General features: G+C 46.4%; 23 protein-coding genes, 2 tRNA genes and 1 pseudogene. 17 read left to right on the top strand and 9 right to left on the bottom strand.

Annotated features, from left to right (window positions below):
* Window positions 1-212 precede the first annotated feature (212 nt).
* The 4 genes from I8H75_02015 to I8H75_02000 form a co-directional block, all read right to left on the bottom strand.
* Entirely contained in the window at window positions 213-974 is a 762-nt protein-coding gene (locus tag I8H75_02015; protein MBH2006111.1) for an ABC transporter permease, read from the bottom strand.
* Window positions 971-1,438, bottom strand: coding sequence for a hypothetical protein (locus I8H75_02010; protein MBH2006110.1), 468 nt, complete (start codon window positions 1,436-1,438; stop codon window positions 971-973). The genes I8H75_02015 and I8H75_02010 overlap by 4 nt, the downstream gene beginning before the upstream one ends.
* Window positions 1,435-2,493, bottom strand: a complete 1,059-nt coding sequence (locus I8H75_02005) for a hypothetical protein (GenBank protein ID MBH2006109.1) — start codon at window positions 2,491-2,493, stop codon at window positions 1,435-1,437. The genes I8H75_02010 and I8H75_02005 overlap by 4 nt, the downstream gene beginning before the upstream one ends.
* 87 nt (window positions 2,494-2,580) lie before the next feature.
* Complete coding sequence (locus I8H75_02000) at window positions 2,581-3,303, bottom strand: hypothetical protein (GenBank protein MBH2006108.1); 723 nt, start codon at window positions 3,301-3,303, stop codon at window positions 2,581-2,583.
* 36 nt (window positions 3,304-3,339) lie between these two features.
* Between I8H75_02000 and I8H75_01995 the strand changes: the two genes are divergently transcribed.
* From I8H75_01995 to I8H75_01985, 3 genes and pseudogenes are all read left to right on the top strand, one after another.
* Window positions 3,340-3,413 (top strand) — tRNA-Gln (locus I8H75_01995).
* Window positions 3,414-3,423: 10 nt separating this feature from the next.
* A pseudogene (locus I8H75_01990) lies at window positions 3,424-3,519 on the top strand (transposase).
* 163 nt (window positions 3,520-3,682) lie between these two features.
* Window positions 3,683-4,384, top strand: a complete 702-nt coding sequence (locus tag I8H75_01985; GenBank protein ID MBH2006107.1) for a hypothetical protein — start codon at window positions 3,683-3,685, stop codon at window positions 4,382-4,384.
* Here I8H75_01985 and I8H75_01980 read toward each other — a convergent pair.
* The 4 genes from I8H75_01980 to I8H75_01965 form a co-directional block, all read right to left on the bottom strand.
* Entirely contained in the window at window positions 4,377-6,695 is a 2,319-nt protein-coding gene (locus tag I8H75_01980; protein MBH2006106.1) for a hypothetical protein, read from the bottom strand. The two genes, I8H75_01985 and I8H75_01980, sit on opposite strands and share 8 nt — an antisense overlap.
* Window positions 6,692-8,329 carry a serine/threonine protein kinase gene (locus I8H75_01975; protein MBH2006105.1) on the bottom strand — a complete coding sequence of 546 codons (1,638 nt, stop codon included), beginning with the start codon at window positions 8,327-8,329 and terminating at the stop codon, window positions 6,692-6,694. The genes I8H75_01980 and I8H75_01975 overlap by 4 nt, the downstream gene beginning before the upstream one ends.
* Before the next feature lie 61 nt (window positions 8,330-8,390).
* Complete coding sequence (gene smpB, locus I8H75_01970) at window positions 8,391-8,837, bottom strand: SsrA-binding protein SmpB (protein ID MBH2006104.1); 447 nt, start codon at window positions 8,835-8,837, stop codon at window positions 8,391-8,393.
* Window positions 8,838-9,075: 238 nt separating this feature from the next.
* Window positions 9,076-10,050: a hypothetical protein gene (locus I8H75_01965; GenBank protein MBH2006103.1), complete on the bottom strand. Its 975-nt coding sequence runs from the start codon at window positions 10,048-10,050 to the stop codon at window positions 9,076-9,078.
* 24 nt (window positions 10,051-10,074) lie between these two features.
* On the opposite strand from I8H75_01965, the gene I8H75_01960 reads away from it, so the two are divergent.
* The 3 genes from I8H75_01960 to I8H75_01950 all read left to right on the top strand — a co-directional run bounded on the left by I8H75_01960 (window position 10,075) and on the right by I8H75_01950 (window position 12,126).
* Window positions 10,075-10,572, top strand: coding sequence for a thioredoxin family protein (locus I8H75_01960; protein ID MBH2006102.1), 498 nt, complete (start codon window positions 10,075-10,077; stop codon window positions 10,570-10,572).
* Window positions 10,563-11,249 carry a polyprenyl synthetase family protein gene (locus I8H75_01955; GenBank protein MBH2006101.1) on the top strand — a complete coding sequence of 229 codons (687 nt, stop codon included), beginning with the start codon at window positions 10,563-10,565 and terminating at the stop codon, window positions 11,247-11,249. The genes I8H75_01960 and I8H75_01955 overlap by 10 nt, the downstream gene beginning before the upstream one ends.
* Window positions 11,250-11,352: 103 nt before the next feature.
* Window positions 11,353-12,126 carry a hypothetical protein gene (locus I8H75_01950; protein MBH2006100.1) on the top strand — a complete coding sequence of 258 codons (774 nt, stop codon included), beginning with the start codon at window positions 11,353-11,355 and terminating at the stop codon, window positions 12,124-12,126.
* A 58-nt stretch (window positions 12,127-12,184) separates the two neighbouring features.
* On the opposite strand, the gene I8H75_01945 is transcribed toward I8H75_01950, so the two are convergent.
* Window positions 12,185-12,541, bottom strand: coding sequence for a hypothetical protein (locus tag I8H75_01945; protein MBH2006099.1), 357 nt, complete (start codon window positions 12,539-12,541; stop codon window positions 12,185-12,187).
* 21 nt (window positions 12,542-12,562) lie between these two features.
* Between I8H75_01945 and serS the strand changes: the two genes are divergently transcribed.
* The 11 genes from serS (at window position 12,563) to ssb (ending at window position 21,294) form a co-directional block, all read left to right on the top strand.
* Window positions 12,563-13,810 (top strand): serine--tRNA ligase, encoded by a 1,248-nt coding sequence (gene serS, locus I8H75_01940; GenBank protein ID MBH2006098.1) that lies wholly within the window; start codon window positions 12,563-12,565, stop codon window positions 13,808-13,810.
* Window positions 13,798-14,172 carry a hypothetical protein gene (locus I8H75_01935; GenBank protein ID MBH2006097.1) on the top strand — a complete coding sequence of 125 codons (375 nt, stop codon included), beginning with the start codon at window positions 13,798-13,800 and terminating at the stop codon, window positions 14,170-14,172. Before serS ends, I8H75_01935 begins: the two co-directional genes overlap by 13 nt.
* A 57-nt stretch (window positions 14,173-14,229) precedes the next feature.
* Window positions 14,230-14,742: a hypothetical protein gene (locus tag I8H75_01930; GenBank protein MBH2006096.1), complete on the top strand. Its 513-nt coding sequence runs from the start codon at window positions 14,230-14,232 to the stop codon at window positions 14,740-14,742.
* The gene (locus tag I8H75_01925; GenBank protein ID MBH2006095.1) at window positions 14,739-15,956 is read left to right on the top strand and encodes a hypothetical protein; all 1,218 of its coding nucleotides are present in this window, start codon (window positions 14,739-14,741) and stop codon (window positions 15,954-15,956) included. The genes I8H75_01930 and I8H75_01925 overlap by 4 nt, the downstream gene beginning before the upstream one ends.
* Window positions 15,957-15,968: 12 nt before the next feature.
* Entirely contained in the window at window positions 15,969-16,796 is an 828-nt protein-coding gene (locus tag I8H75_01920; protein MBH2006094.1) for a type III pantothenate kinase, read from the top strand.
* On the top strand, window positions 16,699-17,931 hold the full coding sequence (pcnB, locus tag I8H75_01915) for a polynucleotide adenylyltransferase PcnB (GenBank protein ID MBH2006093.1): 1,233 nt from the start codon (window positions 16,699-16,701) through the stop codon (window positions 17,929-17,931). Before I8H75_01920 ends, pcnB begins: the two co-directional genes overlap by 98 nt.
* On the top strand, window positions 17,921-18,652 hold the full coding sequence (locus I8H75_01910) for a M23 family metallopeptidase (GenBank protein MBH2006092.1): 732 nt from the start codon (window positions 17,921-17,923) through the stop codon (window positions 18,650-18,652). The genes pcnB and I8H75_01910 overlap by 11 nt, the downstream gene beginning before the upstream one ends.
* A 191-nt stretch (window positions 18,653-18,843) precedes the next feature.
* Window positions 18,844-19,341, top strand: a complete 498-nt coding sequence (locus I8H75_01905) for a hypothetical protein (protein MBH2006091.1) — start codon at window positions 18,844-18,846, stop codon at window positions 19,339-19,341.
* Between the two features lie 262 nt (window positions 19,342-19,603).
* A tRNA-Gln gene (locus I8H75_01900) sits at window positions 19,604-19,678 on the top strand.
* Complete coding sequence (locus tag I8H75_01895) at window positions 19,679-20,623, top strand: ribose-phosphate pyrophosphokinase (GenBank protein ID MBH2006090.1); 945 nt, start codon at window positions 19,679-19,681, stop codon at window positions 20,621-20,623.
* Between the two features lie 239 nt (window positions 20,624-20,862).
* Window positions 20,863-21,294, top strand: a complete 432-nt coding sequence (ssb, locus tag I8H75_01890) for a single-stranded DNA-binding protein (protein MBH2006089.1) — start codon at window positions 20,863-20,865, stop codon at window positions 21,292-21,294.
* The last annotated feature ends 11 nt before the right edge of the window (window positions 21,295-21,305 follow it).

Genomic DNA, 21,305 nt, shown 5'->3' with positions numbered 1-21,305 from the left:
TCTATATGAGCTTGCAACAAACTTGAAAAGATTACAGGTACGAAAATACAAAAATGCTGGTTCATATTTGAGATTCCTAAATAGCTTTATTCAGCGTCATCAAATACCCGCCGATATCAAATGTCAAGTTGTTGGTCGGAGAAGTTAGGGTTTTCCGATCAAACGGAAACTCCAAAAACGAGGCCATTTCTGTTCACAGCTTGTAAATAGGATTAATGAGGCCAAATTTGGTTGAATAATCGGGTGAGCAAAAAATCGAAAAAAACGACGGTCAGTGAGATATTCACGACGGCTTGAGTCGTCGCTTTTCCGACTCCAGCGGTGCCGGTTTCACAACGGAATCCTTGTAGGCAGCCGATAATCGCAGTCCCAAATCCAAAGAAAAATGGCTTGAAGAATCCGGAGCAGAAGTCATTAAAGCTGACGGTTTGCAAAGAAGATTGATAGAAAGCGAGGGGAGAGAGCTTGAATTCTGTCCAAGCGATGAGCATCCCACCCAATATCGCAATAAAGCTGGAAATAACCGTGAGCACTGGAAGCATGAAAGTTGCGGCAATGACGCGTGGAATCAGCAATTTGGGATAGGGACTTCCGCCTAAGGCTCGGATCGCGTCAATTTGCTCCGTCACTTTCATCGAACCAATTTCTGCTGCCATGCCAGAGCCAATTCTGCCCCCAACGACGAGCGCCGTAAAGGCAGGGCCGAGCTCTCGGACCACTGAAAGACTCACCAGCTTGCCGATGTACGGTGTTGCTCCCAACGTGGCCATCGATAGGCCAAACTGGTAAGCAAAAACGAACCCGACAAAGAGCAAAGTAATCCCCGCTAAGGGCATCGAGTAAAGCCCAATTTGCTGGCATTGAAGCTTGATTTCAGGCCATTCAAGTTTGTACTTAAAAAGATCTCTTACGAAGATACCGATCAATTCAGTGGCACTGCCCACGTAAGCCAATTGCCGAAGAAATATTTTCATGGATTAAGCTCAAGCTTAAGATGCTGCTGGATATGGTCAAAATCGCAGACCCGTCGGTCAAAATCGGAAATTGGGGCCGATAGGACGAGGTCGTAAATACATTGATTTTTCTTCAAAACCAGTGTTCGAATTTTTTGAGGGATTCCATCTACCTTCACTTCGTAGGTGCTGAGCAAAGCTTCACGTTCTTGGTAGGGAATCTTGGTTTGGCTAATCAGAATCTGGTCCGTCATGCCGATTAAAAGTTGACCCGTCAGGCCGATTAAAGGCACGTTTAAATCGCGAGGATTGCAATGAACATCCACCAAAAGCGAAGAACCCTCGCCGGGAACAATCCAGGCTTGTTGAGCGCCTTTGATGTTAACGGGTTTCCAGGAAGTGTTTGAGAGCTCCAGAGGCCTGATGCGGACAGGCGTAGCGCATGCAAATAAAAAAGCAGTTGAAATAACCGCGATCCATCTCAATTGGAAGCTCCTGAAAATGCGGGCAAAAGACCTAATATGAGACGTTCCAAGCTTGGTAAACGTTCTTTGGGAAGCTCTGCGAACTGCACCTGCTGTTTACCAGCTTTAAACCGGAGGCGATTTCGATAACCAGAGGCGTCGCCTCCAATCTGATAGGGCAACGGTGAATCGCTTTCAATTAAAACCTCTTGTACCAAGAAATCGTTTAGCTTTGCGTGTCGGAAGGTGCCTTTCCAAAGAGCCGGGTAGAGGTTCGTCACCACGGTTCGAAGACCCATGTTGCAAATCCGCAGATTGATAAAACCTGCCTTGCGGAATGCAAAAGGAAACGCGGTGAAACCAAATCCGAACCAAGGAATACTGCCTACTGTGGCCACATCCGCTGGTCCTTCGTAGAGGAGGGTATTCGCTGGAATCTCAACTTCGCAATCCTGTCCATCGACTTCAATCATCTGATAGGCTGTTTGTAGGGTTTTGATTCGAATCACGGGTGCTGAGCTTCGAGAGAAAATATGTCTGGGGAGAGTTCGAGTAAAGGCAGCCCAAAGATAGGCTGAGATAGAGGTGAAACCGTGTTTTTCTTTGACATGAACGTAGTCGTTCAAAATTTCGCCATCGTAGCCAATCCCTGCAAATGGTGTGAGTGTTCCGTCATCGCACTCTACGAGACTAATTGGCTTTTGAAAAATAGTGCCACCTTGGACAATATGGCTGACATCTGCATAGGCTCGCTTAGCATCGACTAATTGAGCCATGGCGTTCCCGGTTCCAAGCTTCAAAATACCAACCTTGGGAAGTTGGGTGTTGCGACACTTTCGGCTGATGCGATGCAGGGTATTGATGGCATTGACCACGGTTCCATCACCGCCTCCGTTAAACACGAATCCATAACCTCGTTCTAAGATGGTTTGGTAGTGATTCTCAGAATCTTCCATGGATTTCGAATAGAAGAGATCTCCTGCAGGGATTAACTTGACCAGCTTCGCGACGACTTGATCCGTCACGCTGCGCGCATTTGCGTTCAGTACAAAAGCGGTGCGGTTTGAATAACTCATTGAAAAAACTCCGAATAATACGAATTGATAACAGTCGAAATATTTTTGGATTCTAGTATTAATTTATGAACGATTGCAGGCATGAGTTTAGCGGCGGGTCGTTAGTTTTCCGGCTTTGATAACATAATCTTCTTGAATTTCCGGAGCTAAAGACAGGTTTTCGGGAATCAGCAGTTCAAGCTCGGCCACTTTGAGAGCCGTGTGGCGTAAAACGCGTGCGGAATGAGATTCTTCTTCCAGCATGCTGAGCAAAGAGGGGTAGGCGCGTTCGGATTTTTTTCTAGCCACGACATCCAGCGTCAGGCACTGAACATCATCGTGGTGATCGACTAGGTAGGGGATCAGGAGCTCGGAAAGATCCGAGGAGTCGTACTCTTCTAAGGCTGCAATCAGCTCCACCTTGCTTGCAGAGGAGCGATAGTCTTCTGGCAAACGCATTTCAAGCGCTTTTCTTAAGAGAGCAATCAGCTCTTCTTCCAGGCTGATTCTGCGGTAAGCGGCAATGGCGTAGGTGATTTGATCTTCTTTGAGAATAAAGTCTTCCAGGGCTTCTCTGGCCACCGATCCGCGTTCAACGAGCTGATCAACGACCCAGCGTTTTTCTTTCTCATCCCAGTAAGGGGATTGAACAACGACTTTGAAACGATTGAGCAGAGCAGCAAGGCACTCTTTGGTGTTCCATTCCAGCAGCTTATCCATCGCCATTTGGCGGTATTCTGGCTTTGCGTACTGTTCCTTCAAGTGAGTGACTTGTTTATCAATCTGCTTTTGGGTAGGGGCACCCTTTCCGAATAGTCCAAAAAAACCCATTGCGCTTTTATACCTCCTTCTTTAGAAAAGGGAAAGTGGGGAATCGTCCAATGGCAAGACCGCGGATTCTGATTCCGTTAATCTAGGTTCGAATCCTAGTTCCCCAGCCAAGCTCAAAGCTTGTACAAGCACCGACATCTTGTTGAAAATTTATTCGCGAGACTGAAACCCTTGAGAGGCATTGCGACTCGGTTTGAGAAATTAGCTCGAAACTACCGGCGGCGATTCTGCAATCGGCTGAGCAAGCGAAAGAAAATAAGTAGGTTAATCCAGTTTAAAGAAGAGGCATTTGAAGGTTTTTTTAGGATCTTTTAAGAGATCTCAGATCTTTCAATGAAAGCGTTTGCTAAATAAAAATACATCTGTATTATAGGGCTTCATGAAGCAGATTAGTGGATTTAGATGGATCTATTTAGCGGCTGTTTGGTTGTCATCGATTACGATGTTTGCAGGGGGCTTTCATTCTCGCTGCGTTAATAATTCGGATACGGTTGATTCCGGTGAGTTTTTAGCTTTTGAAGCCGACGATGGATCTCGGGTTGACCGAACTCCTCCTCCCGAACCTCGTAATCCCCTTCAGCCCCCTTTGGCTTACCCGAGAATACCTCCCTGTCTTCGTAAGTTTGCGAAAGCATTCGAGCCTCTCAAAAATTCTCCAGAGAAAATTCAGGTTCCGAGGCCAGTGCCTAGGGAACAGTACTCAAGCTTCGATGTTGCAGAATGGATTGAGGCGGCGTATCACTCCGAGAGAAAGAGCCCTGAAGTACAAAATGGGGGAACACAAAGTGTGGCGGAGCTTTTCAGAAAATCCAATCCAACAGAGATCGATGTATTAAACGAATTTATTTTTGATTTGGTCTTGCTTCCTTCAGCTCCTTCACTAAGAAACAGACTATTTGACTTGTGCTCCACTTATCAAACCAGATACCCGAACATGCAAAGTTTCTTTTTTAACCTGTTTGTGTTTTCTGAACGTGGCGATGAAGAGGAGTTAATCGACCGTATTTATGAAGAGGCTTCCAAGGCGCTGAAAAGCTTTGAACGCCGACAAAGAGAAGCGGATCGCTATTCAGCTAAATAAGGCCGCTTTCCATTAAGCGTTTTTTGAGCCCAACGATCGCTGCTGCTTTGTTTCCTTTTTCACGTTGGCTGCCATGAATGGAGTCAAAGAAATGGATGACGGTTTCTCCGTTTGTTCCGGTCCATTGGAACATGTGCCGATTGTTTCCTTGAGCGTTGAGAAAGACTTGCCCTCCAATGCGGTGAATTTCTTCGTAGATGGCAGGCCAATTGGGGCTTGTTTCGTGAAGGAGTGTCGCATCGAATGGCGCAGTTGAAATACTTTGAGCTTGGCGCTCTTGAGCTCGGCGGGTTCTTTGGGCAATATGAAATAGAATGGCTGTCTTGAAAATTTCTTGAGCCATTTTGCGTTCTTCTAAAAATTGTTGCCGCTCTATCCGTTGTTGATTCGTTTCGGATCTTTGTTGTTTACGAAGCTCTTGTGCGAATGAATCGTCTTGATGCGCAAGCTCTGGTTTCTGGTTTGGTTGATCGGCGCGTTGATTTCGAGATTTGGATTGTTTTTTCTGGCGTTCCGCTCGGATCCGCTCCAAGTAAGCTCTGTGTTCGTTTAGCAGATCGGGAGTTGTTTCGCTTCGCTCTTTTTTAGGATAGAATTGATCGATAATGGCTTTGCGTGATTGTAAGCAAGAAAGGGCTAAAAAATGACCCTTTTCCAGGGGATCCGATGAATCAATGATCTCCAAATCGCGAAGAAAAATAGCGCGGTGATTTGTACGGTTGTTTCGTGAAAAAGTTCTTGCCCAATCAACTAATTCTCTTCTTTGAAACGAATTTCCTGTAAAAGTATGTTCAATCAAATAACGGGGCAAGGAAAAATTTTCTCGGATAAAAAGAATGAGATCATCCATTGGACTCGCTTCGGGCTGGATTCCCAGCTCGCTTTGAGCCGTGTAGCAAAACCAATAGCACATGACAGCAAAGTCATATTGAATTTGAGCGGATGTATGGTTCGCATCTTTCTCAGCTCGAACCGCTGATAAGACTCGTTGCAAAGAATAAGCACTTTTGGAGCTCTGTTGGTATCGATCATAGCAATAACGTAGGGTACCTTCGAACAGAGCGAGCAAGCCGTTGTAAACTTCAATGCTTTGTTCGGTATCCCAAAATCCTTCTGGAACATGAATTTCGCTAACTTGCTCAAGCTTTTGGTGAATCCACTCCGATCGAGTTAAGAGAACTTGATAGGTATGATCCGTTGGATGGTAACTCAACAGGACAAGCTCATTGGGAGCATTCTCAGGGCGTTGCGTTAAGGAGGTGGTGTGACGAATAAGGGTGTAGGCGGAACCATTTTCATGAGGACGGTAGATATCAATCGAAAGATTGGCTAGGTCTGCGATCAGATCCAGAATACCTAGATTGTAGGGTTGTACGTTACGCAAAGGAAGCCACTCAATGAAGTGCTGAACGGCTTCGTAAGGATAAGAAGGTTGTCTATCGAATGGGAGAGTCCTTTCCTGGATTTGGTAAGCAACTTCTTGCCAAAGAGCCATCCATCGTCGATCGTAGGGATTTATGAGGTGGGGTAGAAGTTCGGACAAAGCTTCTCGAATGGAATCGGGTTTCAATGAAAGAGCCTTGCTCAAGTCCTGAGACGGTTCTTCGTGCGAAAACAATTCTTGGGTGTTTCGTGGCAGTGGAGCCTCAATTTGACGCAGCCAGTCAAAATGCTGGCGAGTTCGATTGTAAGCCAATCGGACGGTAGGAAAATGAGAATTCTCCGAAAGAGGAATCGTTTGTCTCAGAAGCATTGAGCGATGGGTCCGAGAATCAATTTCGTAAATTTGAATCTCAATTCGGAGTTCGTCAGCGATTAAGTCAATTAATCCGGGCTCGTCTAGTGAGAATCCGATCATGGGATACACACCGTCCGAATCGAGCCTTCGACTGAGGTGGTCAAAGAGATAGTGACGAGCAACTCCCAAATAGTTTTGACCTTCAGGAGCGCGATATTCCCCCACGGAAATCGATGCAGCAATTTCAGATTGTAAAAGAACCCAGGAAAGATCAAGGGGATTGGTTGTCTGAGAAGCCCTTTCGTATAGATTGTGCAGCAGCGTGGTACGTTCAACTTCAATGCCGGCTAAGTTTAAAGCGTGAAAAAAACAGTTATTGCACGCGGGAGAAGCCGGGACGATGTCAAAGTTCTGCGTTCGGACTTCCGCTGCTGTTGGATCGAAACTTTTGCCTCCTCCTAAGCAATACCGAAGCCCCTCAAGGCTTTTTGACAGTGGCCAAAATGAAATCTCAAATGGTTTCGCATACAATGAGCCGGGAAAGATAAAAAAAATAATAAAAACCCAATTCATTCGGTTATCGCAGTCCAGTTTTTCCAAGATACGAGGAGGGTAAACGAACCATTAAGGTAATTAACGGCGATCACAAACGGTGGATTTTGATGGGATTGAGAGATAGGCTGCGACCAATCGATCAACCGTATTTGATCGCGGTAAGATGCTCGATGTTCGCTTGGAACTCTTGGATCAACGTGAGCAAGCATGGTCAAAAAGACTTGAATGAGCCGCTCATTCAAGAGATCTTCTGCACTTGGGCGTCTTTGATAGTCTGTCTCAAACATGCGTTCTAACACGGGGGTTAAGCGCTGGGATCTTGGAAATGCGATGGGCTGCCAGACGTTTTCCCTCGTCTCCATGAAAGTGTTACTCGGATAGGGATGCCGCTTAAAAGAGAGCCGATAGAGTGTTACCCCGAGCCCCCAGATGTCCGCTTGGGGAGTTATCATTCCGTTTTGAATCACCTCTGGAGCCATGTAGTTCGGGCTTCCTTTTAAAACGCCCTGCTTGTGGAGCTTTGAATCGATTTCAGCGAGCCCGAAATCGCAGATTTGCGCATAATTTCCGCCTGGGTTCAGCAAAATATTTTGGGGTTTTATATCGCAGTGGATCACTCCTTGATCATGAATATGTTTCAAGGCCAGGAGTAGTTGAGTCGCAATCGCAACGACTTGATAGTCTTCGAACTCTTGAGTTTTAATGGCTTCGCGGAGACTTCCTCCTCCCACCCACTCGAGCAGGAGTAGGTAATTCCCATCGTATAAACTCTCAAAGAGTTCAATCAGACCGTTGCAAAAGGGAGAATGCAGTCTTCGCAAGGCTTCTTGTTCGGCTCGAAATGAATCCGAATTCTGGCCAATAACCCATTTCGCAGCGTAGCTTCGATCTCGATTTTTGACATAGAAGATTTGTCCAAAATTTCCGCTTGCCCGAAGGCTAGCATTTGTATAAAGAGCGCCCGATGTATAGGGCGTGATAATATTGTGAAAATAATCTTGAACGGTTGCTGGAATCGGGCTTCCTGCATTTGGATCAACGAGCAGTTCAAAATGACCTATATCGCCAGCTTGAAAAAGCAATTCAACGTGACGTCTGCGGGTTGAAGTCGGAGTTTGAAATTGACGAATGACTTCGTAATGGCTTGGAATCTGCTGGGAACGAGACAGAATCTGGACATCGAAGTCAAATGCTTGCCCAAGAAGTTCAAAAAAATCAGGACCTGGCAGCTCTTGCCAATCTCGCTCGAACGGCATGGGATTTCCATTTTGAAGATGTTCGACAAACCACGAATAAAGATCTTCGTTGGAACCAAGGTTAGCCATGGCTTCGGAAGGATGTTGCTCGAGATAAGCCCGAAACTCTTGGATGGGTGCTTCGAGTTCTCCGGAAAATGTCAGAAGTTCTTGGGCCGCTACTCGGTGGACTGCGGTTTGTATGGTGGGGTGTTCTCGATTTCGGGTTAAAAAATGGATGACATCTTGGCGCTGGATATCGATTCCCGCTTGCCTGAGTGCATGGAAAAAGCAATTGTTCCCGGCTCCTGAACAGGAGAGAATCTGATAGCGGGTTCGTGAAATAATGCCGAAAGTTCGCGCAGAAATTGCTAAATCGGTTGGTAAAACGAGCAAAAAGATAAAAGTAAATTTCATCCAATACATAAGAATGAGGATTGAAAAGGCTTTCATGTTTGTCAATAAGGAAGCTTTGAGCTTAACGTTGGCCTCGACGCATGACTCGGGCAATCTCACGGTCTCCTTCTCGTTGTTGGATGGTATCGCGTTTATCAGACTTTGTTTTGCCTTCTGCTACACCGACTAAGACTTTCGCTTTTCCCTCTTTGAAATAAAGCTTGAGAGGAACGAGTGTTCGGCCCTTTCGATCCGTTTCTTTTGCTAATTTTTCAATTTCTGATCGATTGAGAAGAAGCTTTCGAGTTCGATCGGTTTCATGATTGACGTGGGTGCCATATTGGTAAGGCTCGATTTTAAGTCCGATCAAAAAGACTTCTTGGTTTTTAAGAAGAGCATAAGAGTCCGCGAAATTGACATGTCGGTCTCGAAGCGACTTGACTTCCGTTCCAAGCAAAACAATTCCGCATTCAAGGGTTTCAAAAATGGCGTATTCAAACTTCGCGCGCCGATTTTCCGCAATAATCACGGTAAATTACTCCAATCTCAGCTGGGTTTTGAGCGATCGCAACGCCTGGTACTTGGCATTCACGTATTTTCATTCTCGCATCCCTAGCATAAATCGTGGTCTATGATATAGGACGAACTTATGGCATCACCTACAAAACAAACTTGGAACATTCGTGACCGCAAAAAAAAGATGGCAGGCCGTAAACGCAAAAACACTCTAGCGAGCAAGGGCAGCACTTTGCCTCGAGACGAACTTTTTAAAGTTGTTTCTTGAAAATAGCGTAATAAAAGCCATCGCATCCATCGGCTGATGGCAGAAGTTGTCGGTGCTCGATTCGATCAAAGCCTACAAAATCCCTATGGTTTTCAGCGCTTAAGAGCGAGCAGGTTGCGTAGACAAGTTTCCCATTTGGTTTTAGAAGCCGGTGTGCGTTCTTTGCTAGTTCGTTCTGCAAGAGCGCGTAACGGGGGATGCTGTTTTCTTGAAGGCGCCCAAATAGGTCTGGCGATCGTCGAAGTGTTCCGGTTCCTGAGCAGGGAGCATCCAATAAAATCCAATCAAACAGGGGAAGCGTCAAGGTCCGGCCATCGGCGACGAAACGCTGAACGCCTTTAATTTTTCCCAGACGTTGTGGGGAAGAATCCACCATGGTGATCGAAGCTCCGGTGGCGAGTATCATTCTTGTCTTTCCACCTGCTCCCGCGCATAAATCAAGAACACGATCGCTGGGGTCGGCCTGGACTTCGAGCGCGATTCGCTGGCTTCCCTCGTCCATCCACCACAAAGCTTGTTGCAATCGCATTGCTAATTTATTGAGATCGAGTCGTTCTTCTAGGATTAACCCTGTCTCGGCAATTCGAGAAGGCTTTGCGATAATTCCCGCTTGATTGAGGAGTTGCAAGGCTTCTTCTCGAGTCATGTGACGCCGATCAACTGCTAAATTAGGCTTGGCACGTTGTCGAAGTGCTTGCTCGAGCTCAGGCGTGATTTGTTGAGTAAACCAAGTGGGCCAGGGCTTGTTTCGGAGTTCATCAAAGACGCGATCTCCCACCAGCCTTCGATCCCGAGAACCCAGGCCACGCGAGCGAGTCAGGCGTCCAACAAGCCGATCAACAGGTTCTCCGGTGGATCGATGCTGAGTTAAGACGTCTTGAACGGCGATGTCAGCTTTAGAAACGAAACGGAGGCCTTCCGTGACTCGAACAACTTCTAAGGCGAGATTGCGATCCATTTGTTTCTCCTATAAAACATTTTCATGGCGCTTAATTCAAACGACATCGAATTGGGAACACCTTGTCCTCCCTTTCGTTTGCCATCGGTCGACGGTCGTCTGGTTGATTGGAAGAATTTCTCCGATCAATCCGCCCTTCTGGTAGCATTTATCTGCAATCATTGTCCATACGTGCAAGCGATAGAGGATTCATTAATCGCTCTAAAACGAGATGGTTTGCAAATCATTGGAATCTGCTCAAACGATGCAAATCGGTATCCGGACGATGCTCCCGAAGCATTGCTGAAGCGATGGCGTGAAAAAAACTACGGATTTCCCTATTTGCTGGATTCAGATCAAGCAGTGGCCAAAGCGTTCCAAGCGGTTTGCACGCCCGATTTGTTTCTCTACGACCAGGATAGGCGCTTATTCTACCATGGTCGAATAGAAGAGTTGTCCACGGTCATTGATCAGGTGCTTGCAGGTTTTCCGCCTCCCACGATGCAACGACACAGCATTGGATGCTCGATCAAATGGACCTAAAAGATCGATTCGAATCGGTGCTGCAACGCAGCATTCGAAAATTGGAAAAAAAAGATCGTTCGCCGGCTGCGCGTTTGATGGTTTTGAGCATGGAGCACGCTCTATTGGGACCTGGTAAGCGCATCAGGCCCCTGAAAGTGTTTGAAGCTGCCCAGCGTTGTTGTAACACGTCGCGCTTTTTTGCTTTAGCGCTTCCGGCTGCTTTGGCGGTGGAATACGTTCATGCGTATTCGCTTGTGCACGATGATCTGCCTTGCATGGACAATGACGATTTTCGCAGAGGCAAACCAACGATTCATCGGAAGTTTGGCGATGCAGTGGCTATTTTGACAGGAGATGCTTTGCTTTCGGATGCTTTTGGGCACCTTGCACTCGCGCGTTATGAGCCTGCTCGTCAATGCGCTGTTTTGGCGGAAGCGATTGGAAGCCGAGGAATGGTTTTGGGTCAGTTGGATGATATCGTGAGCTCCAAAAAAACATTGAACACCCTCCAAAATAAAACGGGCAAGCTGTTCGAATGCGCTTTTCGGTTGGGAGCAATTTCCGTGGGGGCGTCGAAATCCACGGAAGATGCCTTGGCTTTAGAAGGAGCGCGTTTTGGATTGATGTTTCAATTAGCAGACGACGAAGCAGATGGAGAGGGTGGTCCCGATTTTGCAAATCAGGAGCCTGTCTGAGATGGCTGGAATCATCGCTTATTAGAAGATAATATTGATTTTAAAAAGGAGTTTAAGCTAAAACAAAATAGTGGCATTTGAAATGTCAAAGGAGAGAAAGTCTGTGGAACAAATTAAAAAATGGATCCTTGCTCTGGCTCTGAGTGTGGTCGCGTTGCCTTCTTGGGCTCAGTTTGCGACTCCAACCCAGTTTATTCCAGTTCCTATGGAAAAAGAGCCGATGCGCTTTTTCATCAATCTCAACAGTGCTCAGCTATTTCAGAATGGCGGGGCAGGTGGGCGTTCAGATCTCATCAACCTACAATTGAACGCCGGCCTGATCTACAACGTGTTTATGGGAGTGGATCTGGGGCTTGGTTTTCATGCGGGTACTTTCTCCCCTTACGGAATGTTTCGAAATGTGAATTTGACGGCCCCTGCAGCGCAATATGGTGGGATGTTCGGTCTCGATGTCATGATGCGCTACACGGCAATGCTAACCGATATCTTTTACGCGGGTATTCAATATCAAGTGGGTTATAGCTATACAGATTGGGCTCCAGGGTTTTCAGACGCAGAGTTTACCGCGCTTGGTTCTAGCAGCGCCGGTGCGGCCAGAAGTTTCATTCCGATGAACTTAGGTCTTGTCTTGGGGGCAGATTTTGCTGATTTCATCAGCGCGTACGTATTTCCTGCCTTCGAGTTTGGTCAAACCTTCAAAAGCAGCAGCGATACCGGTATCTGGAAAAGTGCCATCGGTATGCAAATCAACACCGGCGTTGATTTTCGCACAGAGATTGGTGATATCAACGTTCAAGTAAGCCCACGCATCGCTAACTTGGACAGTTCTAAGACCTGGGGCATGAACTATAACTTAGGGATGGCCTGGAATTTCTAAGTTCGAGTAAACAAGCGCCTGTGCAAAGCGCGAGCTGGGCAGGCGTTTTCGGCTTGTTTTAGAAAGGCTTCCAAACAATCAAGCCCAAAATGAAAATTTGGATCACAAAGCCTAAAAAAGCCCAAAGCGGTTTTTTTCTTTTGATATCCAACGCTAAGAATAAAGTCGCAAAAATCACCAGTGTTAACTTGGCATGCATGTAGCCCGAGCCTTTAAAATTCACCCATTCTCGGATCCAAGACTGTGCAAGTCCGGTGATCCAGATCAGCATCAGACCGGGAGCAGCGACTAAGTGCTGCGCCACAAATGGGTTTTCTCGGCGAAGATTCATGAGCAGGCTGGTCAGAGTGCCTCCTGTCAGCAATGAAAATCCGACAAGGTGAAGCATTTTGTAGAGTTGCAAGGAGAGAAACATTGTGATTTCCTGTGGTTTCTTATGATAGATTTGAAAGCTTTTGAGAAAGATCCGGAGTCCTTTGAGAAGTGTTTGCTGCGCCGTGGGCAAGTCCCTGGCCTTTCTGAGTTATTGAACTTGGTGAAAGAGCGCAAGGCTTTGATTGCAAGCTCTCAGAAATTGCAAGAAGAGCGCAACGCGTCCAGTAAGAATTTTGATCCGTCGAGACGAGACGAACTGAAGCTCTTGGGACAGCGTATCAAGCAATTGGAAGCGTCTTTGCGTGAAATAGAAGAACAGATCGAATGCTTAGCGCTTCACATTCCAAACCCACTTCAAGACGAAGTGCCCGAAGGCCAAGACGCCCACGATAACCAAGTTGTCCAAACGGTTGGAGTGCCTCCTCATTTCGATTTTCCGGTTTTAGATCACGTTGAGATCGGTCAGCGCTTAGGCGTGATTGATTTTGAGCGAGCGGCGAGGATTTCGGGTTCGCGATTTGCTTTTTTAAAAGGTGCTGCAAGTCGACTGAATCGAGCGTTGATCCAATATTTGTGCGATTTCCATGTGGCCCGAGGCGATACTGAGCTGACTCCTCCGTATCTGGTTCGTGAAACCGCGATGCGAGGAACCGGTCAATTTCCGAAGTTCCGTGAAGATTCGTTTGAAGTTCCGATTCCAGATTCAGAAGCGCTGCATTTAATTCCGACTGCCGAAGTTCCGGTCACCAATTTTCATGCTCATGAAATCTTAGAAGAGTCTCAACTTCCATTGCGCTATTGTGCCTATTCCGCTTGCTTTCGATCGGAAGCAGGAGCAGCTAGTCGAGATACGCGAGGCTTGATTCGACTGCATCAGTTTGAAAAAGTAGAAATGGTTCGATTTTGTAAACCCGAGCAGGGCGAAGAAGAACTGGATGCGATGGTGACGCGAGTCAGTGTTATTTTGAGTGCACTGGAATTGCCCCATCGAATCGTGCTTCTTTGTTCAGGAGATACCGGTTTTAGCGCACAAAAGACCTACGATATCGAAGTATGGCTGCCTGCGCAAAGTACTTATCGTGAAATTAGTTCGTGCAGCGTGTTCGGTGCTTTTCAAGCACGGCGAGCCCAAATTCGTTATCGAAACGCAGAACGTCACATTCAATCGGTGTGGACTCTGAACGGTTCGGGCCTGCCGCTGGGTCGGACCTTGGTGGCAATCTTGGAGAATCATCAGCAGAAAGATGGCTCCGTACTGATTCCAGAAGTTTTACGTTCTTACATGGGAGGACAAACATGTTTGATCTAAAAGCTCAGCTCTTAAAAGCGGGCCTGGTGACCGAGTCACAAATCGTTCGATCTCAAAAAAAGCGAGAACCCAATAAATTGAAAGGCCTCAATAAATCGGAGCAATATGAATTAATTCGAGTATGGGTCCAAAGAAATCGTTTTGATAAAGGCGTCGGCAACGAGAAGTTTTTCTTTGAAAAGCCAGATCAATCCATTAGTTGGTTGACACTGGACGAACACTCGATTCAGTTGTTGAACGAAGGAGAGGCGGGCTTGGTCGCTTTTATGTCAAACAATGGATTGGCGCATGCTGTTTTGCCTCGCGATATTGTAGAAGATATTGTTGAAATCTTTCCAGATTGGCTGCGTTTATTGAAATAAATAAGTGACTTGACAGTATTTTGAGTGCTTTTGATCGTATAAATAATTATGCGGTTGATGTCCTTTTTTCTTTCAGGTTACCCGTTGCTCGCAACCGTTGGCATGCTGGATGATCTTCCAAGCATGAGCCGCCGAAGTGGAATGATTGCCGATGTGCGAGTGCTCTCGCAAGAAGTGCGTGAAGATGCCAAGAAGCGCATTATTACGCTCACGAAGTTGCAGGTTGACGAAGGCTTAAAGGGGATATCAAAAGGGGAGATTTTGACTCTTTACCAAGTAGGGGGCTCGCTCAACGGTCGGGTCATGCATTTGGAGGGATCGAGTGTGTATCGTCCGGGTGAGCGGCTGGTTTGGTTTGGCTTTCCACTCCAGGAAAACGTAGTCAGCTATGGTTTGGGGCTTGGTAAATTCAAAGTCGTTTCAGGAGAACGTGGGCTCGAGGTATTTGAGGAACTTGGAGACTTAAAGCTTGCTCGTCGCCCTCATACCTACTTGCTGTTGGCGAATCCTTCGCCAAGGCACTTTAAATCCTTAGAAAGATTTAAGGCAGTGATTCGGAGTGCGCTATGAGGTTGTGGGCATTCTTGTGCGTTCTAGTGGCTTGGCCGTCTGTTTCCTATCGCTATCTTTGCAATAGCATCGATGCGCAAGGCAATGTTTGGGGAGATGAACACAGCCCTAAACTGGGTTGTACAGCTGCATCCGCTCCGCGCTGGCCAGGTTCCAGCATGCAGTTCTATCTCGATATGGAGGGGCTTCCAAACGGCATCGATTCAGATACTTGGCTATCTTTGGTTCAAGGAGTTCTAGAAGATTGGCAAGCAACTCCCAATGCGTCTCTTGCATTAAGAAGTTCTGTAGGATCCCAGCGTTCATTCGGAACTGATGCAAGCAGCCACGATGTTTTTTGGGTACGAGATCGTGATGAGTGGATGAGCTTGATTGGAGCAGGCCCAGAGGGAATTCTGGGGGTTACCTTGCCTGTGTACTCGGTTGCTCAGGGAAGTTCCGTTCGTATTTTGGAAGATGCTGATATGGTTCTCAACGCTTGCCCCGAATTGGGTATTGTTTGGGATCCGAATTGTACGAATCTCGCTGATTGCTTTGCACCTCAAGCAACATTTTCGCATGAATTTGGGCATGTATTAGGCCTTGGGCATCCTTGTGTAGCTTGCGAACAGTTGATGAGCGCTCAAGCGGTTTTCATGGTCGATAAGCCAGGATTTGACGAACAATCGGCGATTCGTATGCTTTATCCGGGTACGACACCGGGTGTGTTGGGAGACTCTTGTTCGGGCCATCACCGTTGTCAATCCGAATTTGAATGTCGTACTGTAGACGCTCAACAATACTGTTCCAAGCCTTGTGCGACGGATTCAGAGTGCTCTGGGAGTCTGATGGTTTGTGATTCTGGGTTTTGCAGTTTCCAAACGAGGTCGAGTTTATCCAGCCATTTGGCGGAGGATTGTTCTTGGCGAAAATGCGCGGTGGGGCTTCTTTGTGTGACCAATTCAAGCGGAAGCTCTTTATGTTATACGGATTGCAGTACGGGTAGCGGTTGTACGGATACCGAAGTCTGTTACCCCCTAAAAGACAACCAAAGCCATCCAGTGCATGAATCGGCCTGCATTGAGACAGCTTCTTTGGCAAGCTCTTTTAACTCTGGTTCATTGAGCACAGCCAGGCAACAGTCGGGTTGCAATGCATCGAATGGAGCTTTCCATCTTTGGTTCTTTGCTCTGATTTTGCTAATAGGAGTTCCCAGAATCCGGAAAAAATGCTAATGACTGCTGCGCATGCTAGCGGTCATCGATATTGGGAATACGAACATTGTATTAGGTATTTACAATGATTCTCAACTAACGTGTTCGATTCGATTTCGAACGGAGCGCAAAGCGACAGCCGACGAATTGGGTTATTGGATGAGCGCTCTTTTGGAGCGAAAAGGGATTCGTATCCAAGATATTGAGGCAGTTTGCGTAGCCTCGGTTGTGACTGAACTTGGACGCTGTGTGGAAGATGCTTGCCGCACGTACTTGGGCCAGATTCCGCTTTGGGTAGGGCGTCAACTGATGGTAGATATGCCGCTCGAAGTCATGCACCCGGAGCAATTGGGTGCGGATCGTTTAGTGAATGTCTATGCTGCTTGGAAGCGTTTTCAGGCCCCTTTGATCGTCGTTGATATGGGCACTGCCACAACTTTTGATGTTGTCAGTCCTTCCGGTTCTTATCTTGGGGGAGCGATTGCTCCAGGCCTCGAAATCGCTTCCGAAGCATTGTTTGAAAGAGCGTCTAAGTTGAATCGAGTCCTGTTGGAAAGCCCCAGTCGAGCGATTGGAAAAACAACCGTGGAACATCTTCAAATCGGGCTGGTTTTGGGTCATGCCGCCTTGATTGATGGACTTGTGCTTAGTATGCAAGAAGAAGTAGGAACCCGATGTCGGGTGATCGCAACAGGCGGATTGGCGCCTTTTATGAAGCAAGCCTCCAAAACGATTGAAATTGTTGAGCCAGAGTTGACTCTTTCTGGCCTCAGCTTGCTGTATCAGGAGTATTTTCGTGGAACCAGAAATTCCTTTGGCCTTGATCGATCTGAATGCATTGTGGGTTATCAAGAGGCTTAGAGCCAAAAATTATGAAGCTTATTTGACCGGTGGTTGTGTGCGCGATTTGCTTTTGGGAAGAACGCCAAAAGATTTTGATGTTGCGACCAATGCGAAACCGGAAGAAGTGCGGCAAATTTTTAAAAATTCGCGCTTAATTGGCCGACGATTTTTGTTGGCCCATGTTTTCTTCCCAGGGAATCAGATTATCGAAACAGCCACGTTTCGAGCAAATCCACTCGATTTGCAGGAAGATCTCCCAGAAGATCTGCTGGTGACCCACGATAATGTCTACGGCAATATCGAAGAGGATGCCAGACGCCGAGATCTGACCATCAATGGTCTTTTTTACGATCCGATTGATGGAAAGGTTTTAGACTTTGTGGGAGGGCGAGAGGATCTGGAAGCTCGACTCGTTCGTACCGTAGGAGATCCCGATATTCGGTTTCAAGAAGATCCTGTTCGGATTATTCGAGCGATCAAATTTGCCAGCCGCCTCGGCTTCCAAATTGAAACCAATACCTACGAAGCTATGAAGCGGCACGTTTCGGAGATTCCGCGCTGTGCTCCGGCACGCTTGCAGGAAGAGTTTGTCCGTCTTCTAAGCTCTGGGCATTCTCAAGAAGCTTTTCGCTTATGTCGCGAGTTAGGCATTCTGGAAGTATTCATGCCTGAGCTGTCCGAGAATATGGATCACATGTTGAGAGCTCTTGATGAGGCCGTGAGTCGGAATGTCGATGTTTCGGCTGCTGTGGGGTTTTCATGCCTTCTTTTACCAACTTATCTGAGTTTCGAGAAATCGGAACATAATGAGCGCAATTGGATCGATAAACTATGTGTTGATTGGGCCCAGCGAATACGCCTTGCTCGACACGATCAGGATAAGATTCGAAGCATGCTTGCTGCAATGAGTACTTTTGCGCCAGCTCTCGTGCATAAATCCTGGTTTCGAGAAGCATTAATGCTTTATACGATTTCTTTGTATAGCCAAAATGAATCGTTAGAGCCGATTGGCCAACTGAAAGCAATCGCGAAGCAAGCGGGTAAGCCTTATATTCAAGATAAACGTGGAGTTCCGAAGCCCAGGACAAACTTCCGAAGAAAACGTCCAAACCGTTCAAGGAATCGATTTTCTGTTCATGAGAATGCCACTTAGCTTAATCGTATTATCATTTTTCCTGCCGTCTTGTGTGTTTTGGCATGCCTCAAAACACTCGAGCTGGCAGGGGGGTTATGTTTACATCATTAAAAAAGGCGATACGCTTTACAGTATTTCTCAGAAAAATCATTGTTCGGTGATGGATTTGATGGAGATGAATGGCATTGAAAATGCTTCTCAGTTACGAATTGATCAGAAGCTCTTTGTTCCTTACTTAGAATCTCAGCCTGTTGTAAAAAATCAAACAGCGCCCAAAAAACCATCGGCTTTTGTTCAAAAAATACCTGAACCCGTTTTTGAAAAGACGAAATCCGAAGAAGATACTCGAGAGATTGCTTTGGAATGGCCCGTTAAGAATGCCGTTTTATTTAAATCTTTTGATTCGAGATCTCAAACTCTCTATGAAGGAATTGGCGTAGGAGCTCCTTTAGGAACTTCGGTTCACTCGGCTGCAGAGGGGAAAATTCTCTACGTGGGAGAAGAAGAGGCACATTATGGAAAGATTGTTATTATCGATCACGAACATTCTTTTGTGACCATTTATGCGCATTTGGATCAAATTTTGGTTAAAAAGGGGCAGAGGGTCAAACAAGGCGAATCCATCGGAACGGTTGGCCAATCTGGGGGTGTTGATTCACCGCGGGTCTATTTCCAGGTGCGAAAAAACCGAACCCCTGTAGATCCTGAGAAATACCTGAATCGCTCCAGCCGTCGCTAGAGCGGTTCCAAACACTGTGGGTACTAAACTATCTCAAACCGGAACCGTTCTAGCCATAAAGGCTTTTTTGATTTTTTGCTTTGAAGTGCGATTTTGTGTAATTTCCGAAATTGACTCCAACAATTCTGAGAGCAAACTTCCGCTTATTCATGCAGACAATAAATCCTGCATGAAATATAGGAGATTTAAAAATGAAAAATGTGATGATTAGAAAATTATTAAAGTCTGTTTCTTTAATTTGCTTTGCATTATTAGAGACAGTAGCTTTTGCTGAAAAAAACTCCTCTAAAGAGAGGTTTCGAGATGCAGTTCAATGCGGCGAGGCAACTTGTTGTGGTGGCGCATGGTTAAATGTTTGCGCAGATGCTTCTCCACTGGATTCAGAAATGTTTACGCTCACGATTAAAAGTAATAGTAATGCAGATTGCGATAGCCAAGCCCCGCAGAATTGGCAACAGCCAACTATGTATGGTCAAGCTTATAATGACTTAGTAATCTACCACGTAGATCAGATAGGATGTGGTGGAAATAATTGGGATATTGGTGCCAAAGTCCTCCTATCTGGAGGAGCCTGTGAGGCTGGGTACTGCTTTTACGACGTGACGCTGATATCTAGTCATAATGGTGTTGGTGGCCAATGTCAGTGTAACAACGTGAGCTCGTTTATGTTTAATGTTCCAAAACCTTAAGTTCCTTATACTGAAACCAGAACATCTTAAAAGAGAATCGATGTTCTGGTTTTTATGATTCATAGATTCTGTTAAACAGAGGCTTGGCGAAAGGCTGAGACTTAAGCTGCTGCTCAACGTCTGGGTGTGACTGTCGGTCTGTATACAAAAAGACTTAAAACGTTAGGAAATCGTCCTTGCTTGGCTTTGGGACAGCATCTTCAGCAAAAAACTCCTCTTGACAGAATCAGCTTAGACGTTAAACACGGAGCTAGGATTTTTCTGGGGCGTAGACAAGCGGTAAGTCATTGGATTTTGATTCCAACATGCGAAGGTTCGAATCCTTCCGCCCCAACCAATGCGTGAATCGATCCGAATATTTTCAGGAAGTTCGAATCCGCTCCTCGCTGAGCGGGTGGCGCAATATCTGAAGACACCTCTAGGGGCTCGCAAGATTAACCATTTTGCCGATGGTGAAACTTTTGTGGCCATCGAAGAGAGCGTTCGTGGACATCACGTTTATAGTTTGCAATCGATCTCACCACCGGCCAACGAGAACGTCATGGAGCTTCTTATCATGATTGATGCTCTCAAGCGAGCTTCGGCTTCTGAGATCACGGTGGTGATACCCTACTATGGTTATGCTCGACAGGATCGTAAAGCGGGTCCTAGAGAACCCATTACGGCTAAGTTATTGGCAGATCTGCTGGAAGTCGCAGGAGCGACGCGCGTCATCTCGATCGACTTACATGCTGCTCAAATTCAAGGCTTCTTCAATATTCCGGTCGATAATTTGTATGCAACGCCCATTTTCATCGAAGATATCCAAGCTAAATTTCGACCTGATGAAATTGTGATTGTTTCGCCGGACGCAGGAGGGGTAGAACGAGCTCGTTCCTATGCAAAGAAACTTCAAGCAGGTCTCGCGATTATCGATAAACGACGCCCAAAGCCAAACGTTGCAGAGGTGATGAACATCATTGGCGAAGTAGAAGGGAAGGCCGCGATTATCATTGACGATATGATCGATACGGCGGGAACTTTAGTAAAAGGAGCCGAAGCCGTCAAAAAAGCGGGAGCCATTGGTGTGTGGGCTTACGCGACCCACGGTGTATTATCTGGTGAGGCGGTGTCTCGGATAGACGCTTCTTGTTTAGAGGAGGTGGTGATCACCGATAGCATTCCTCTGCGAGGAACCGCTGCCGAGAGTGAGAAAGTGCGAGTTTTAAGCTGCGCTTCCTTGGTGGGTGAGGCGATCCAGCGCGTTCATACGGGTGCCAGTATTTCAAGCTTATTTGTTTAAGAGAATCCAACGACTCTTTTAGAAAGCTTGCCCAAATCCTAAAGTCACCAAGGTGTTCTTCAGTCCTCGATAGGGGCCCAAAAATGGATTTGCGCAGTGCGTTCAGAAGGCTTTTTTCTTCAAAAGAAGATAGTTGTTTGTGATTATTTGAAAATATATAAATAGATATAAAAAATATTTGAGTGGCCCATTTACAAAGTGGAGATCTCACTTTATGCACTACCCTTCGAGGTGTAAACATGGCTGGAATTAGTAAAATGACGATTATTGGGAACGTAGGAGCGGATCCAGAGGTACGTTACTCCCAAGGCGGTATGGCGATGTGTAATTTGCGTGTTGCCGTCACAGAGCGTCGAAAAGAAGGGGAGGCTTTTAGCGATCATACAGAATGGTTTACGTTGGTCTGTTTTGGAAAAACAGCTGAAAATGCTCAGAAATTTTTGAAAAAAGGGCGACAAGTATTCGCAGAAGGGCGCTTTCAAGCTCGAAAATGGGCAGACAAAGAAGGGAAAGATCGGGTTAGCCTTGAGGTAGTCGTGAGTCAGCTTATCTTCTTGGGTAATGGGCGTGAGGAAGGAGTCGGGGGCATGGGGGCTGCAGGTTCATTCCAGGCTCCTCAAACAGACTTCGATCCGTCGATGGGCTATATGAACGAAGACGTTCCGTTTTAATCGTTACGAGC

This window comes from Myxococcaceae bacterium, from assembly GCA_016000045.1.
GTDB lineage: Bacteria > Myxococcota > UBA727 > UBA727 > JABDBI01 > AER2-1.
This window is presented reverse-complemented; position numbering and strand designations above follow the sequence as displayed.

Coding starts and splice junctions, on each gene's coding strand:
- I8H75_01905 (MBH2006091.1), top strand. CDS start 18,844: ATGAAAAATGTGATGATTAGAAAATTATTAAAGTCTGTTTCTTTAATT.
- ssb (MBH2006089.1), top strand. CDS start 20,863: ATGGCTGGAATTAGTAAAATGACGATTATTGGGAACGTAGGAGCGGAT.
- I8H75_01935 (MBH2006097.1), top strand. CDS start 13,798: ATGTTTGATCTAAAAGCTCAGCTCTTAAAAGCGGGCCTGGTGACCGAG.
- I8H75_01985 (MBH2006107.1), top strand. CDS start 3,683: ATGAAGCAGATTAGTGGATTTAGATGGATCTATTTAGCGGCTGTTTGG.
- I8H75_02015 (MBH2006111.1), bottom strand. CDS start 974: ATGAAAATATTTCTTCGGCAATTGGCTTACGTGGGCAGTGCCACTGAA.
- I8H75_01930 (MBH2006096.1), top strand. CDS start 14,230: ATGTCCTTTTTTCTTTCAGGTTACCCGTTGCTCGCAACCGTTGGCATG.
- serS (MBH2006098.1), top strand. CDS start 12,563: ATGATAGATTTGAAAGCTTTTGAGAAAGATCCGGAGTCCTTTGAGAAG.
- I8H75_02000 (MBH2006108.1), bottom strand. CDS start 3,303: ATGGGTTTTTTTGGACTATTCGGAAAGGGTGCCCCTACCCAAAAGCAG.
- I8H75_01975 (MBH2006105.1), bottom strand. CDS start 8,329: ATGAAATTTACTTTTATCTTTTTGCTCGTTTTACCAACCGATTTAGCA.
- I8H75_02005 (MBH2006109.1), bottom strand. CDS start 2,493: ATGAGTTATTCAAACCGCACCGCTTTTGTACTGAACGCAAATGCGCGC.
- I8H75_01895 (MBH2006090.1), top strand. CDS start 19,679: ATGCGTGAATCGATCCGAATATTTTCAGGAAGTTCGAATCCGCTCCTC.
- I8H75_01965 (MBH2006103.1), bottom strand. CDS start 10,050: ATGGATCGCAATCTCGCCTTAGAAGTTGTTCGAGTCACGGAAGGCCTC.
- I8H75_01910 (MBH2006092.1), top strand. CDS start 17,921: ATGCCACTTAGCTTAATCGTATTATCATTTTTCCTGCCGTCTTGTGTG.
- I8H75_01955 (MBH2006101.1), top strand. CDS start 10,563: ATGGACCTAAAAGATCGATTCGAATCGGTGCTGCAACGCAGCATTCGA.
- I8H75_01960 (MBH2006102.1), top strand. CDS start 10,075: ATGGCGCTTAATTCAAACGACATCGAATTGGGAACACCTTGTCCTCCC.
- I8H75_01980 (MBH2006106.1), bottom strand. CDS start 6,695: ATGAATTGGGTTTTTATTATTTTTTTTATCTTTCCCGGCTCATTGTAT.
- I8H75_01920 (MBH2006094.1), top strand. CDS start 15,969: ATGCTAGCGGTCATCGATATTGGGAATACGAACATTGTATTAGGTATT.
- I8H75_01925 (MBH2006095.1), top strand. CDS start 14,739: ATGAGGTTGTGGGCATTCTTGTGCGTTCTAGTGGCTTGGCCGTCTGTT.
- I8H75_01945 (MBH2006099.1), bottom strand. CDS start 12,541: ATGTTTCTCTCCTTGCAACTCTACAAAATGCTTCACCTTGTCGGATTT.